Raw genomic sequence first — 13,783 nt, 5'->3', positions numbered from 1 at the left:
GCGAGCGAAACCCGGGAACAACACTAGTCTTCACTCCACACCTTTTCACCTTATCCGCATGAAACGCCCCTTATTCCGCGCCCTGTTGTTTTCGGCTCTGCTCACCGGCCTCGGCACCGGTCTGGGCAGCTGCAGCAAAGATGAGTTTGGCCCCGATAGCACTACTTCCGCCGAGGACAGTGCCGATGCCGAAAGAGCTGATGCCGCCGCGGCCGAATACGTCGATGCTAATGCGCCGGAAGACGTGAACCGCGGTGGTACCGCCACCTGGGCACCTGCTACCGACGCGGCCGTCATCGGCAGCGGCTGCGTCACGCGCAGCTACGATGCCGCCACCCACACGCTCACCATCACCTTCGACGCCAACGGCTGTACGGGCCGTGATGGGCGGGTGCGCCGCGGGCAACTCGTGGCCACCTTCAGCGGGCAGTATCGGCAGCCCGGCTCTATGGTCGTTATTTCGCTGGTGAACTACTCCGTCAACAACAACGCCCACACCGGCACGCGCACCATTACTTACACCGGCAACAACGTGTACACCCTCAACGTGCAGAACGCCAGCGTCACTACTTCTACGGGCACCGCGTCGTGGACCTCGCAGCGTACCTACACCCAAACAGCCGGCCAAGCTACCCGCACCATCCTCGACGATGAGTATTCCGTGACCGGATCGGCCGGTGGGACCAACCGACGCGGCGTCTCGTTCAAAGCCACTATTCAGCAGCCGCTGAAGAAAGTGTTTCAGCGCGGCTGCGCCCGGTACTTCACCGCCGGCACCGTGCAGATTGAGACGTCGAAGGAAAAGACCCTGCTGCTGAACTATGACCCCGCCGGCACTCAAGCCTGCGACAACATTGCTTCCGTGACGGTCGACGGCCGCACCCGCACCGTGCGCCTGCGCTAGTTTGAGCTAAGTCGGCGGTGTGACTCCACCCGCACCGCTTTTACCGCAAGCCCTGGCCCTGTGCCGGGGCTTGCTTGTTGCAGGCGGCCGCAAAGAGGCAAATGGGGCCGCCTGCGGCGCGGCCGGCAGTAGTTACTTGTTGCTAAAGCCGATAGGAACAGGCTGAGTCTCTCATCTGGCAATGGGCCAAGAGGCCCGCACTAGCCCGCATTTGCCCAATGGAAATGAAAAACGCCGTGGCAAATGCCACGGCGTTTCGGTTGTTTATGTGAGGCGGAGGCTTATTCGAAGACTTTCACGACGAAGACAAAGTCCTGCAGCTTGCGTACCTGCTGCGGCCGCGTCTGGCCCGTCAGCTGGTTCTGCTTCGGCAGGTTATACGTGTGCGGGTTGGGTGCGGCCGACAGCGAATCGACCAGACGCGCCAGGTACGACGATTTGGTGGCGAAGGCCGCGCTCTGCACGTCCATCTGCCGGCCACTGATGACGCCGATCAGGTTGCCTTTGTCGTCGAGCACCGGGCCGCCCGAGTTGCCGGGGTTCACCGGGATGCTGATCTGGTAGAAGCCCGTGTCGCCCTCGAAACCGGAGCGGGCGCTCAAGGAGCCGTCGTTATAGACCTGATCTTCACGCGGGTAGCCCACGGTGTAGATTTTCTCGCCGAGGTCGGCCTGGCGGCGCTTCACCGTGTAGGGCAAGCGGCCAAAACCTTTGAAGCGGCGGTCGGTGATGCGCAGAATGGTCAGGTCGTGGGCGGCGTCGGAGAAAACGGGCTCGGCGCGGAAGCGCTGCTTGTCGCGGCCTTCGATGAGCACCGAGTCAGCCCCCCGAATGACGTGGTAGCTGGTGACCAGGTAGCCGTCGGAGGTCAGGGCGAAGCCCGTACCGCTGAACTTGCCCTGCACGGGCGGCGGGGTAGCGCCGATCTGGTTAATCACTTGGTTCATCACGCGCTGGCTTTTCTTCTGCGCGTTTTTCAGCTGGGCCACTTCCAGGCGCAGCTGCTGCACGCGCGCCGGCTGCTCCAGGGTGCTCCACCACTGCAGGCCCAGCAAGGTGGCAAACACGGCCAGCACAGCTACCGAGGCGGCCACGCCCATGGTAGCGCGGTGGCCGTGCCAGAACTCGCGCAGCCACTGCTCGGTGCGCGAGATGCGCAGCACGGGCATGTCGGGCCGGCCGGTTTCCACGGTGGTTTCCTGCTCCGCATCGATTTCGGCCTGAATGGCGCGCAGCTTTTCGCTCACGCGCAGGCGCTGGCCGTAGGCGTGCAGCGTGCCGGTGACGCGCTGGTAGTCGGCCAGGCGCTCGGCCAGCACGGGGTCGGCCGCGAGGCGACGCTCCAGGTTCTCGCGCACGGGCGCGTCGAGCCGGTCGTTCAGGTAATCGTCGAAGAAGGCGTAGTAATCTGCTTCGGTCATCATAATGGTAGGGCGGGTGTTAGTCCCGCCAGGGGAGGGCGGTGCGTCCGGGTATTAGGGCAGCGGTTCTTCCTTGTATTGGGTGAAAAACAACTTCTTCAAACGCACCAAGCATTTGTATTTCTGATTCTTGGCGTTGTCGGCATTGGTGTAGCCGTGCTCCGCCGTAAGCTGCTGCATAGACTTGTCGAGCAGGTAAAACCCCTCGAGCAAGGACCGGCACGGTTCCCCGAGCCGGCCCAGCGCCTCGCTCATCAGAGCGAATTGCCGGTCGCGTTCCTCGGCGTCGGCCAGGTCGGCCTCGGCGCCGGTTTCGAGGTAGGGCTCGTGGTCGTCCAGGCGTCCGCCGTAGCGGCCCTTTTCGGCCAAGCGTTTCAGCCACAACCGGCGGCACACGGCGTACAGATAGGTCTTGATCTGGCAGCTCAGCTCGAGCGTGCCCTCGCGGACTTTCTCGTAAAACACCATCACGCCCTCCTGGTAAATGTCCTTGGCCTCGTCCTCGGTTCCGCTGTTTTGCGTGACCAAATGGATGACCGTGGGTAAATACTGGCGGTACATGTGTGCCAATGCCCGGTCGTCGCCGTGGCGGATACCCGCCAGCAGCTCCTCGTCGGTGTAGGAAGGTTGTCCCTTGCCCATGCGCAGTTACTCGTTCTTAATACTTTGGGGGGCTTCCGGTAACCCGCAAAAAAAATATTTTCTTCGACGGGTTACCTCTACGGTATTGGGGTATGAACGACGTTTTTCAGACCCAACATTTTCAAACTTACCATTCAGATGAAAAATCTGCTGAAAGTAGCTGCCCTGTTCGCCGTAGTTAGCCTCGCTTCGTGCAGCAACGACAAAGCCGCTGAGACGACGGAAGCTACCACGACCGAACCCACGACGACCGAAGCTGCTGCTCCGGCCGCAATGGATTCGACGGGCGCTGCTACCGCTGCTCCGGCCGACACCACGGCTGCTGCCGCTGGCACCACTACCACGGAGGCTTCGACCACCAACGCTCAGTAGTGAAGCTGGTCGGCCGAGCGCCGGCCCAGTAACTAGCCGCCCGAATTGCTCTGAAGAGCAGTTCGGGCGGCTTTCTTTTGGCCCAGGCCCAAAGCGTTTCGCCAACACCGCTCGATGGCTACCTTTGTGCCTGCATCAATTGCTCTCTGCGCGTGTCTGATTCTGTGTTGCCCATGCCAGCGCCCGATGCCAAGACGGCCGCTGGTTTGTTGTCCGAAGCCGTCGACCAAAGTGTGACGCCCGTTCCGGTTCTTGGCGGCCCCATTACCGAGCGGGTTCTGCAACTGGGCGAGTACGTCGTGGGCGAAGCCTACGACCCGCGGCTCTGTGGCCACCCGGCTATCCGCTACTAAAGTAGTATTTCCGGCGCGTTAGCGTTTTTCATCGAGCCACAGCCAGCCGGCTGCCACGAGAAACAGCGCAAAATACCACCCAGCCGCCAGCCACGGTGCCTCAAGCGTACGCGCGGGCGAAACCGCAGCCGACGCCTTGGATACGTGCTGCCGAGCCGCGGCCAGGCGCTGCGCGGCCAGCACGCCACGCCAATCTGCCGCTTTGAAGACGTAAAAAGCCGCCGTGTCCTGCCCCGGAGCAACGGCTGTGTGCCAGCCAGCCTGGGTGGGTTGGGCATCAGCCAGCCAGGTGCCGGGCTGCGCCGGATGCTGGTAAAAAGCTAAGCTGGTAGCCGCTGCGGCCGACGTTTCGAGGCGCGCGGAGCGGGCTGGCGGTGCAGTAGCCGCTAACGTTAGCACCAGTGGCTCGTGCGCACGCGGCCACGCGGGGCGCTGCCATTGGGCGGCGGGCTCCAGTGGCCGGGCCGCCGCAAGCAGAAGCTGGCGCCAGTAGGTGTCGTAAGTCGCTACCGCGCCGCTGAGCAACCACTGGAAAGTGTTGGTGGGCGTGGCAACTACGGTGCTGCCCCAGCCTGTGCGCCGCGCCGCTCCTACTATAGTGCTGGCAGTGGCCCCGGTGAGCAGCACGCGCTGCCGGGGCGAAGGGCGCAGCACCGCGGTGTAGAGCGCAGTGCCTTGGCCATCCGTCCAGTGGAGGGCCTGCGGGCGTTCGGCCTGCGCGACGGGGCGCGCCTGCAGGGCGAAGTCGGTGCGGCCGGGCAGGGTGCGCGGCAGCTCCGCGGCGCCGGTCAGTACCACGCCCAAGCCTTCGGCGGTGGCCGACGTTAGCTGCCGCGCTTCCTCGCCCGACAAGCTGCTCAGGCCGTCGGCGTCGGTAATGGCTACGTCGAAGGAGCGAAGCAAGGCGGGGGAAAGCCGCGTCGGGTCGGTGCCGGTCAGGTTTTGCGCGTCGGTTTGCGTCAGGCCGCGGCTTACCTGCAGGCGCAGGGCTACGTGGTGGCCACGTTCGGCGAGGTGATTTTTCAGCAGGTTCAGCTCAAAGGAAGGGCTGCCAGCCAGCAGGAGTACGCGCAGTTGCCGGGCGGCGCGCACCTGGGTCGGCACCGGCTCGGTGGCTACTACATTCCCGTTCCGCCGGGCCACCAATTGTGCCAGCAGTTGTCCGGCGCGGCGCGGCGTGTAGCGCAGCGTGAAGTGGCCGGAGCCCTGCGGCAGGTGCACCGAATCCCGGTTGCCGCCTTCGGCCACCAGACGTACCCACGTGGCCCCGGAGCCACTAGCCGCCACCGTGCCATCGACTTGTAGTGTTTGGCCCAAGGCAAGCTGCTGCTGCCAGGTAGCGGCCATAAAGGCCGAGCGTGTAGCGACGTAGGGCTGCAGCTGTACTTGAGGTGGCAACGCCGCCAAATCGGCGACGGGCAGGCCCAAACCCATGACGTGCAGCTGGCGCACAGCCGGATAGTGGGTGGCCAGCGCCCGCAGCGAGGCCAGCGGCAGGGTGTCGCCGCGCAGGGCATGGGCCGGGCGGTAGTACAGCACGGGCACCGGCCCAAGGCGTCGGAGCAGAACTCGTAGCGTATCAGGCCGGTAGCCTTCGGTAAGCAGAACGGCCGCAGCCGAGCTGGAGCCGGCTATGCGGTGCTGGGGCGGATAGGCGGTGAGCCATAGGGCCGCGGCGGCTAGCAGGCCTGCTACCATGCGCAGCACGGCGCGGCCCCCCGTGGCGCCGCGCCAGGCTTGCCAGGTGAGCCCGGCCGCTAGCAGCAGGCACAAACCCGTCAGAGCATAAAACAGGAAGTCGTCGGATGAGGCGAGAGAGGGCATGTCAGCGACTTAATTCCTGGAAATACCGCTTGGCCAGCGGGGTGGCCGCGGGGCGCTGCGGCGTAGCGGGAGGCGCGGGGAGCAGCGCCGTGAGGGCGCGCTCCACCGTGGCCAGATCCGTGGGCGCTACGGGCTGCTGGGCCCGCACCTGCGCCAATAGCCGGCGCCACGCCCGCAGAGCGGGCAGCGTGGCGCCCGGCTGGCTAAGGGCGGCTGAGCCCAGTGCCAACCCAGCGGGCTGCAGACGGGCCGCGTCGGCCGGGGCCGGGCGCTGGCCGCTTCGGTAAAGAGCCAGCTGTGCCAGCGCGCCGCGCAGCGCGGGCTGCGTGGGCGGTGCCGGTTGCTGGGCTTGGCGGCGCGGGGCACCGGCTTTGCTCAGGTCTCCGGTCAGGCGCTTTTCGGCTTCGGGCAGGGGCGGCAGCTCCACACCCGATTTGCGGACGTAGAGGCGAGTCTGTTGCTGTACTTCCTTCAGCAGGCGCAGCGCACGATATTCGTAGGGCAAGGCTTCGGAGAGCTTGGCCAGGCGCAGGCGCAGTTCGGCGTCCCACATCTGGTTGAGCACGGCGCGCAGCTTAGTCTTCACCTGGGGCTCCAGGAAATCCGCCGTTTCGCTGTCGTCGTGCAGGTGCTGATAAGGCGTCATCAGCGACTCGACGGTGGGCGAGGCGGCGTCCTCGGCCACGGGTGAGGGCGCGTGGTCATGGTCGTCGTGTCCGGCTTCGGCATGGTCGTCCCCGTCTTCGGCGGTCGGGGGGCGCGGGGCTGCCTCGTCGCCGTGGGTGTTTTCTTCGCCTAGGAACTTGCCGTAGCGCAGGCGCAGCATCTTCTGATCCTCGCCCAGCGAGTTGGCCCGGCTCTGCAGCTCGGCCGTCGACAGCTTGCGTCGCTCAGCAATGAGCTTCTCGGTATCGATGATGATCTGGCGCTGGCTGCGGAAGTAAGCGGGCATCTGGTTGACGCCGAGCGAGATGCTGGCAATGCCTTCCGTCTCAGCGGTATCAGCCCACTGCACCAGGGCGGCATCGGTGCGGGCACGGTGGCCGGCGTTGTCCCAGGTCTCGGCGTACACGTAAAGCTCGTCGCCATAGGTCAGGCCCAGGGCCCGCAGGCGCAGCGTAGCGGTGGCCGTATGCTGGCGGGGCTGCGCCCGCAGAGCGGCGCTGAGGTCGGTGACAGACTCGCGGAACTTCACGGCCTCGCCGGAGCCCTGCGCGGTGGTTACCACCAAGCGGGCGCGGCTCAGGCCGTAGTCGTCCTGTAGGGCCACGCGCACGGCTACCTCGGGGCGTTGGTGCGGCTCGATGAGCGTGTAGGCCCGCGGCGCGAGCAGGCGCACGGTGGGCGTGCGGTCGGGCTGCACCTCCACGGCGTAGTCGTCGGAAGACTGATCGGCCAGCTGCAGGCGGTACAGGCCGGAGCGGGTAAAACGGTGCTCGGCCACAAATGCCGTAGCCGAGCCGGCCACGGGCCGAAACTGAACCGGCGGTTGCCCGGCCAGCAGCAGACGTGGGGCGGCTGCGGCCTGGTTCAGGTGTACCGTCCAGCGTACCAATGCTCCTTCGGGGCAGCGGAAAGACAGCTGTTGGGCGGCGTAGGCGGGCTGGCGAGTGTAAGCCGGCGGCGCCACGCGCACCTCGGTGCTGACGATACGTGCGGCGAGCTTAGCAGCCGGGGCAGCAGATGCCGAAGTCGCTGGAAAGTACGGCTGTATTGCCACTTGGGGCGCAGGTGAGTGAGGCCAGCGCCAGCACAGCAGGCCCAGCAATGCCGCCGCGCAGGCTACCACCAGCCGCGGACGCCAGGCCACCGGTAAGGCTTCGGCGGTGGGCAGGGCCAGCAGCCGCTCGGCCACGCGGTACTGCTGCAGCCGGGGCAAAAACTCAGTCGGCGTCTCCAGCAGCAAACCAGTACTATCCTCCAGCTCAGGGAAATGCCGGTCGAGCTGCCGGGCCACGCGCGCGTCGTCGAGGCGCCGCAGCGGCCAGAGGGCCAGGACAAGCAGGGACACGCCCGCCGCGCCGACACCGGCAAGCAACGCCCCGGCGGCCGGCCACCGAAGCCACGCGCCGGCTAGGCCCAGCGCCAGGCCGGCGGCCACCGCCAGCCACGAGAGCAGCGTGCGCCGCTGGTAGCGTTGGCGGGCGGCGCGCAACTGCTGCCGCGCCTGAAGCATCGTCGGGGAATCCTGAACCAACGGCGTCATACGGAAGCGGGAGCTAAGGCTGGGCGCCGACGGGCAAGCAGGCGTTCGAGAGCAAACAGCAGCCCGGCGGCCAACGCGGCCCACGGGCGCAAATCGGTGTAGGCCGTGCGGGGGCGTAGCTGGGGCTCCGTTAGGCGGCTGGCCGGCCCTGTAAGTTGATCGGCTGACAGGGTTCGGAATTCCGCCACCGGCGCGGGCGCAGGCGCCAGCAATTCAAGTAGTAGGGCCGGCAGCTCACCCGCATCGGGCAGGCTGCTCCACTGCGGGTGCAGGCGGGTGTATAGCTGATACGTGCCGCCCTGCCCGTTCGGAGTAAGCGTAAGCACTGGCTGGCTGGTGGCGTCGTTCCACAGCACGGCTGCGGGCGCCGCCGAGGCCGCTGCGCGACGGTGTAGTTGCAGTGGGGCCGTGGTGCCCGGTGGCTGGAAGGTAGTCGTGAGAACCTGGCCCGGGCCGACAGCATCGCGCCATAGCTGCAGGCCTTGTGGTATGCGAGCGGCTACGGCGCTGGGCACCGGCGCATCGCTCAACCAAAACAGCCAATCCAGCGAGTCGACGGCGGGTGTGGCGGGCAGCGGCCGTTCCTGGAGCTGCAAGCCCGCAGGTAAGGCCGAGGCGGCCGCGCGCAGGGCGGCCCGCAGATAGCGCGCATCCTCGCGGCGCGTGGTGGCGTCGTAGTACAAGCCGACGCGCAGCGGAAGTTGCACCTTTACATTTGGTTGCGGCGCCGTGGTACTGTCAATGACTGCCGGTTTGATGACTTGGGAACCGCCCTGTTGCTGGAGGTCCAGCGCCGGTAAGCCCGGCAGCGTCACACGGGCAGTGGGCTCAGCCGGCCAGGGTTGCTGCACAGTGCGGAAGGTGGTGCGCAGGTTGTTGCCACGCCCGACGGTCAGGCGTAGCATATTCGGGGTCGGGCGGCTGGCAGCCTGCAGCCAAGCCCCGCTGTCGGGTGCTGTGGGCACTAGTTGCCAGTGCACCCGCGGCGGCAGCGCCGGGCGCGTCCCGCGGAAGTGGGCCCGGTTGGCGGAGGTGTACAGGTAAATCGGCTGCCCCAGAAAACTATCCACGGCTTCGGCGGCGCGGGGCCAGTACCAATCGGTAGCAGTGCGGGTGGCGTGCCGGGCCGCCGCGCGAATGGCCTGCGTATCGGCCAGCAGCGGAAAGCCCGGGGCAAACGCCCGCAGCTCCGCCCCGCGGCGGCGCAGCGAATCCACCGCCGGGCGCAACACCGCCCAGGCCGGAGCGGCCAATACCTCGGGGCTAACCAGAACCTGCGGCCGGGCCGGGCGCGGCGGCTGCGCCCAGCGCGGGCCGGCCAGCAGCGCCGCCACCAGCCCCACAATCAGCAGGCGTAGCAGCAATAGGGGCCATTGCGTGAGGTACAGGCGCCGCATCCGCCGGCTGGCCCCGGCCGTCAGCCAGCGCAGCGCCCCCACCGGCACCACACGCCCCGGCTGCCGGTTCCACAGGTGGATGGCCAGCGGCAACAGCAGCCCCGCAAGGGCTAGCAGCGCAGCAGGGGAGGCGAAGTAGAGCACGAGTGGGGTAAAACTAAGCGAGTGGACTGATGGTAAGGATGCTTGGCGCAGGAGGGCTAGGCCGGCTGGCCCTGGCGGCGGCGCAACACGGTCCGCAGAGCCTGCCCCGGTGGCTCGTCTGTGAGGAGCCGGTGGTAATCGAGGCCGTGGCCGCGCACGGCCTGCTCGGTGCGCCGCAGCCAGGCCTGCAGCTGCTCCTGGTAGAGCGGGCGCTGGGCCGGGTCGAGTTGCAGGCGCTGGCCGGTTTCGAGGTCTTCGAGGGTGGCCGCGGCCGGATAATCCAGCGTTATTTCGTTGGGCGCCAGCAGGTGCAGCGCTACTACGTCGCCGCCGGCGGCGCGCAGCTGGGTGAGCAGGCGTTCCAGCGGCGAGGCCTCGTCCAGGTCATACAGGTCCGACACCACCACGGTAAGCGTGGAGCCCTGCCGACGCAGCAGCGGTCCGATGGTGGCCGCATCGGTAGGCAGCGTGCCCGTGCCGGTAGCGGCCGTGAGGGCGTGGTACAGGCGGGGCAGCTGGCTGGTATCGGCGCGCGGGGCAATGCTGTGCAGGCCCGCGCCGTGCAGAATAAATAACCCGACCGCGTCGCCCTGCTGCTGCGCTACGTAGGCCAGGCCCGCCAACAGCAGCCGGGCGTAAGCCAGCTTGCTCACGCCTTGCGCGTCGAGGTGGTTCATGGAGGCGCTGGCATCGAGCACGAGGCGCACGGTCAGGCGCGTATCTACGTCCGACTCGCGCAGGTAGTAGCGGTCGGAGCGGGCGGCCAGGCGCCAGTCGAGGCGGCGCAGGTCGTCGCCGGGCTGGTAGGGGCGGTACTGGCTGAACTCCAGCCCCGCGCCGCGCTGCCGGCTGGGGTGCAGCCCGGCCTGGGCACCATCGGCAATCAGCCGGGCGACCAAGGGCAGGTTGCGCAGGGCAAGCAGGCTAGCGGCGTCGAGCATAAACCGCAGAGGAAACGGGGAAAGGAAACGAATGAAAACAGGTGGCCGGGTGGGCGGCCTCGCGGCACGAATCGTGGGGCCATGCCGACAGCGCCGCGCACCGATTAGGGGGCTGGGAAGTGCTTGAGCAGGGCCGCCACGGCGTCGTCGGGCGTGAGGCGGTCGGCTTCGGCCTGGAAGTTCAGCAGCAGGCGGTGGCGCAGCACCGGCGCGGCCAGCTGGCGCACATCCTCCAGCGTGGCGGCGAAGCGGCCGTGGAGCAGGGCGCGGGCTTTGGCGCAGAGCACCAGCGCCTGCCCGGCGCGCGGACCGGCGCCCCAGCGGCCGTAGTCTTGGATGAACTTCACCGGCGAGCCATCGGGGCGGGTGGCGCGCACCACCTGCGTCACGTAGCGCAGCAGCTCAGGGCTGATGCTCACCTCGCGCACCAGTTGGCGCAGCTGCCGCAGCTCCTCGGCCCCGATGGCCGGGGTGGGCTGCTGCCCCTTGGTACCCGTGGTGCCCTGCAGAATGGCCAGCTCCTCCTGCTCCGACGGGTAACCGATGCGGATGTAGAGCAGAAAACGGTCGAGCTGGGCTTCAGGCAGCGGGTAGGTGCCGGCCTGCTCGATGGGGTTCTGGGTGGCCAGCAGGAAGAACGGGTCGGGCAGCGGGTGCGTCTGGCCGGCGTAGGTTACCTCAAATTCCTGCATCACCTCCAGCAGGGCGGCCTGCGTTTTGGGCGGCGTGCGGTTGATTTCGTCAGCCAGTACGAGGTTGGCAAAGATGGGCCCGCGCATGAACTGAAAGGTGCGGTGCCCGGTGGCGTGGTCTTCTTCCAGCACCTCGGTGCCGAGAATGTCGGTGGGCATCAGGTCGGGGGTGAACTGAATGCGGCGGAACGACAAATCGGTGGCGGCGGCCAGGGTGCGCACCAGCAGCGTCTTGGCCAGGCCGGGCACGCCTTCGAGCAGGGCGTGCCCACCGGCCAGCAGGGCCACCAGCACTTCGTCGAGTACTTCGGTCTGGCCCACGATGACCTTGCCGATTTCCTGGCGCAGGCGCGGTAGCTTATCGAGAAGGCGGTGGAGTTCGGGTTCGGTCATGGCGGAGGGGCGCGTGGCGGGCACCCGGGCGTCGGGTCAAAAAAGATTACCGAGCAGCTGGTTGGCCGCTCGTGTCGCCGCTGGGGTCAGCGGCGCGGAATGTCGTGAATGTACTGCCGGATGGTTTGCTAAAGCCGGGAAGCTGCCGATGCCCGGTTCGTAGCCGCTGCACGGCCACCCCAGAACAGCGGTGCGCAGGCAAGGACGAGCCGGGCGCGCGGCCGTTGCGTGGCAGTGGGGCAAACAGAGCATAGAAGATGAGCTGGGCACGCATAGCACGGGCGCGCTCCTACGCCGTGAGGGCGTATAGGAGGATGTTCACGCCAAACTTGGTGTTGTCTTCGGCCAGGAAACGTTTGTTGCGAAAGTCGTAGTCCCACTCGCAGCCGTAATCCTTGTTGGAGTACAGCACCCCGATGCGGCCCTTCATTTCCACGGCTTTGAGGTAATCGTGGATCAAATCGTCGCCCCAGCCGTTCAGCTCGAAAGTAGTAGCCGGCGGCCCTTCCTTGAACTTAAAGAACTGCGAGTAGAGCGGGTGCGTGTTGGGCAGTTTCTTCAGCGCCCCCGTGCCAAAGCACTGGCGCATCTGCTCCTCGAAGGAGCGGGCAAACAGCCCGTCGATGTCGTGGTTGCAGTCGTCGACGAACACGAAGCCGCCGCCGCGCACGTACTGTTCGAAGTTCTTTTTCTCGGCGGCCGTAAACTGCACCAGCCGGTGGCCCGAAAGGTAGCAGAAGGGGTAGCTGAACAGCTCGGGGCTGTCGAGGGCCACCACTTTTTCCTTGAGGTTGACCTTCACGGTGGTGTACTCGATAAGCGAATGCAGCAGGTTGGCTGGCATGCGTTCATCTACCGCGTCCCAGTCGCCGGAACGGTAGCTGAGGCGCACGAAGGTGAAGGGCGTAGGCATGAGAAAAACAGGATGCTGAACGTAATTGGCCAACGGACGCAAAGCAGCTGGTCAGGGACGTACGCCGGTTATCGACAATTTTGCGTCCCTAAGCTACGTTCGGGGAGAGTACTGCTGGTGGTGCCGCCCCAAAATTGCCTCGTTCGGCCGGCCAGGGAGGGGGCGCAGGCCAGTCGCCTGCCAGCTTCGAGCCACTGCGCCTGCCAGATGCGTACTGTCGACCGCTCAATTATGTGATTGCGCCGTACACAACGCCCGCGGACCTTCGCAGCTTCATTTCTTCTGCTATGCTCATGAAACGGTTTCGGACCTTACTGACCTTGGGTGGCCTGCTGGCGGGGCTGCCCGCGGCTCAGGCCCAGTATTTTGGCATCAAAGGCGGCCTGAACGCGGCCGTGCTCGATGGCCAGCAAATCAGCCAGAACACCAAGTACAAGACGTCCTTCCACGGCGGGGTGTTCTACAACTACAACCTCATCGGGCCGCTGTCGTTGCGCCCGGAGCTGCAGTACTCCATGCAGGGCTCGGAGTTTAAGTCGGCGCAGGAAGACTTCACCACCAAGCTGCACTACCTGGCCATTCCGGTGCTGCTCGACCTGAAAATCGGGCCCGTGCACGTGCAGGGCGGGCCGCAGTTTGGCGTGCTGCTACGCGCTGAACAGGACGGCAAACGGTTCTTGGGCTACTCCGTGAGCGGGGACGAGGAATACGGTAGCGTCGGCGGGCAGATTACCAATCAGTTTAAGCGGCAGGACTTTAGCCTCTGCGCCGGGGCCGAAATCGACCTGGGCCGGACCTTTACCGTGGGCGGCCGCTTCAACGCGGGCCTCAACGACATTGCCGATTACAAGGACATCCGCTCGGCCAACGACCCGCGCCTCAAGAACCGCGTAATCCAGGGCTACCTCGCCCTCCGCTTCGGCGGCGACCGATAATCAGCGCGCGGCCGGGGATTGGGCCGCGAGCTGGTTGTAGCGGCGCATCACCTGGTACAGGTTCGCGAAGCGGTAGCCCTTCAGGTCGCGCTGCACGCTGTCGGCCAGGGCGGGCTGCCCGGCCAGCAGCGGTACCACCTGCACCCGGTACGTATCGGCCTTCACCTGCACCAGGTCACCGGTGGCGTCGCGCACGTACCAGCGGTTCGGCACCACGGCACCGTTGCGCACCCAGATGAACACCGGCACGGCCCCGTCGAGCACGCGGCGGGCCATGCGCGGGCTGGGCTGCCCGGCTTCCAGCACGGTTTCGTAGTAGGCCTGCCGCGCCGCCACGGAGTGGATATGGCTGACCGACATAAACTTCTGCAGCTGGTCTTTGTGGCGTAGGGGCTGCTGGTCGAAGTACGGCATCAGCCCCGTGAAGGACAGGCCGTCGTAGGGTAGGTACAACTGCTGTGTTTCGCCGTCGGCTGTGGTCAGCGTGCCCAGGCTGAAGTGGTAAAACCGGTACGGGTAGCTGGCCGTGTCGGGCGCCTGGGCGGCCGCCGCACCGCCGAGCGTCAGCAGGGGAAGTAAAAACGATAAACGAAGCATCCGGCAACAAAAAAGCTTCCGCCGCGCCCGGTACAGGCGCGGCGGAAGC

At 66.4% G+C, this 13,783-nt stretch carries 13 protein-coding genes; 4 read left to right on the top strand and 9 right to left on the bottom strand.

Going from position 1 to position 13,783, the window contains the following annotated elements:
• Positions 1-58 precede the first annotated feature (58 nt).
• Complete coding sequence (locus B0919_RS01810) at positions 59-904, top strand: hypothetical protein (protein ID WP_078010477.1); 846 nt, start codon at positions 59-61, stop codon at positions 902-904.
• 281 nt (positions 905-1,185) lie between these two features.
• Here B0919_RS01810 and B0919_RS01805 read toward each other — a convergent pair whose 3' ends face one another.
• On the bottom strand, positions 1,186-2,328 hold the full coding sequence (locus B0919_RS01805) for a serine protease (RefSeq protein ID WP_078010476.1): 1,143 nt from the start codon (positions 2,326-2,328) through the stop codon (positions 1,186-1,188).
• A gap of 51 nt (positions 2,329-2,379) precedes the next feature.
• A complete protein-coding gene (locus B0919_RS01800; RefSeq protein ID WP_078010475.1) occupies positions 2,380-2,967 on the bottom strand; it encodes an RNA polymerase sigma factor in 588 nt (195 codons plus the stop codon).
• 138 nt (positions 2,968-3,105) lie between these two features.
• Between B0919_RS01800 and B0919_RS01795 the strand changes: the two genes are divergently transcribed.
• Positions 3,106-3,339: a hypothetical protein gene (locus tag B0919_RS01795; protein WP_078010474.1), complete on the top strand. Its 234-nt coding sequence runs from the start codon at positions 3,106-3,108 to the stop codon at positions 3,337-3,339.
• A gap of 152 nt (positions 3,340-3,491) precedes the next feature.
• A complete protein-coding gene (locus tag B0919_RS01790; protein WP_139361837.1) occupies positions 3,492-3,692 on the top strand; it encodes a hypothetical protein in 201 nt (66 codons plus the stop codon).
• A gap of 18 nt (positions 3,693-3,710) precedes the next feature.
• On the opposite strand, the gene B0919_RS01785 is transcribed toward B0919_RS01790, so the two are convergent.
• The 6 genes from B0919_RS01785 to B0919_RS01760 all read right to left on the bottom strand — a co-directional run bounded on the left by B0919_RS01785 (position 3,711) and on the right by B0919_RS01760 (position 12,202).
• On the bottom strand, positions 3,711-5,516 hold the full coding sequence (locus B0919_RS01785; protein ID WP_078010472.1) for a hypothetical protein: 1,806 nt from the start codon (positions 5,514-5,516) through the stop codon (positions 3,711-3,713).
• Position 5,517: 1 nt separating this feature from the next.
• Complete coding sequence (locus tag B0919_RS01780) at positions 5,518-7,722, bottom strand: hypothetical protein (RefSeq protein WP_139361836.1); 2,205 nt, start codon at positions 7,720-7,722, stop codon at positions 5,518-5,520.
• The gene (locus tag B0919_RS01775) at positions 7,719-9,263 is read right to left on the bottom strand and encodes a BatA domain-containing protein (protein WP_139361835.1); all 1,545 of its coding nucleotides are present in this window, start codon (positions 9,261-9,263) and stop codon (positions 7,719-7,721) included. Before B0919_RS01775 ends, B0919_RS01780 begins: the two co-directional genes overlap by 4 nt.
• Positions 9,264-9,319: 56 nt before the next feature.
• Entirely contained in the window at positions 9,320-10,204 is an 885-nt protein-coding gene (locus tag B0919_RS01770; protein ID WP_078010469.1) for a DUF58 domain-containing protein, read from the bottom strand.
• Between the two features lie 104 nt (positions 10,205-10,308).
• Positions 10,309-11,289: an AAA family ATPase gene (locus B0919_RS01765; RefSeq protein WP_078010875.1), complete on the bottom strand. Its 981-nt coding sequence runs from the start codon at positions 11,287-11,289 to the stop codon at positions 10,309-10,311.
• Positions 11,290-11,578: 289 nt separating this feature from the next.
• A complete protein-coding gene (locus tag B0919_RS01760) occupies positions 11,579-12,202 on the bottom strand; it encodes a DUF4159 domain-containing protein (protein WP_078010468.1) in 624 nt (207 codons plus the stop codon).
• Between the two features lie 293 nt (positions 12,203-12,495).
• Between B0919_RS01760 and B0919_RS01755 the strand changes: the two genes are divergently transcribed.
• Complete coding sequence (locus B0919_RS01755; RefSeq protein ID WP_176132805.1) at positions 12,496-13,137, top strand: porin family protein; 642 nt, start codon at positions 12,496-12,498, stop codon at positions 13,135-13,137.
• On the opposite strand, the gene B0919_RS01750 is transcribed toward B0919_RS01755, so the two are convergent.
• On the bottom strand, positions 13,138-13,734 hold the full coding sequence (locus tag B0919_RS01750; protein WP_078010466.1) for a hypothetical protein: 597 nt from the start codon (positions 13,732-13,734) through the stop codon (positions 13,138-13,140).
• Positions 13,735-13,783: the final 49 nt, after the last annotated feature.

This window comes from Hymenobacter sp. CRA2, assembly GCF_002007105.1.
Taxonomy (GTDB): Bacteria; Bacteroidota; Bacteroidia; order Cytophagales; family Hymenobacteraceae; genus Solirubrum.
Note: the sequence above shows the minus strand (reverse complement) of the source record. Positions and strands in the feature narration are given on the sequence as shown.

What these genes read in the sequence shown, in the direction of transcription:
- B0919_RS01785 (WP_078010472.1), bottom strand. Translation starts at nt 5,516, where the DNA reads ATGCCCTCTCTCGCCTCATCCGACGACTTCCTGTTTTATGCTCTGACG.
- B0919_RS01810 (WP_078010477.1), top strand. Translation starts at nt 59, where the DNA reads ATGAAACGCCCCTTATTCCGCGCCCTGTTGTTTTCGGCTCTGCTCACC.
- B0919_RS01805 (WP_078010476.1), bottom strand. Translation starts at nt 2,328, where the DNA reads ATGATGACCGAAGCAGATTACTACGCCTTCTTCGACGATTACCTGAAC.
- B0919_RS01760 (WP_078010468.1), bottom strand. Translation starts at nt 12,202, where the DNA reads ATGCCTACGCCCTTCACCTTCGTGCGCCTCAGCTACCGTTCCGGCGAC.
- B0919_RS01765 (WP_078010875.1), bottom strand. Translation starts at nt 11,289, where the DNA reads ATGACCGAACCCGAACTCCACCGCCTTCTCGATAAGCTACCGCGCCTG.
- B0919_RS01750 (WP_078010466.1), bottom strand. Translation starts at nt 13,734, where the DNA reads ATGCTTCGTTTATCGTTTTTACTTCCCCTGCTGACGCTCGGCGGTGCG.
- B0919_RS01755 (WP_176132805.1), top strand. Translation starts at nt 12,496, where the DNA reads ATGAAACGGTTTCGGACCTTACTGACCTTGGGTGGCCTGCTGGCGGGG.
- B0919_RS01800 (WP_078010475.1), bottom strand. Translation starts at nt 2,967, where the DNA reads ATGGGCAAGGGACAACCTTCCTACACCGACGAGGAGCTGCTGGCGGGT.
- B0919_RS01780 (WP_139361836.1), bottom strand. Translation starts at nt 7,722, where the DNA reads ATGACGCCGTTGGTTCAGGATTCCCCGACGATGCTTCAGGCGCGGCAG.
- B0919_RS01795 (WP_078010474.1), top strand. Translation starts at nt 3,106, where the DNA reads ATGAAAAATCTGCTGAAAGTAGCTGCCCTGTTCGCCGTAGTTAGCCTC.
- B0919_RS01770 (WP_078010469.1), bottom strand. Translation starts at nt 10,204, where the DNA reads ATGCTCGACGCCGCTAGCCTGCTTGCCCTGCGCAACCTGCCCTTGGTC.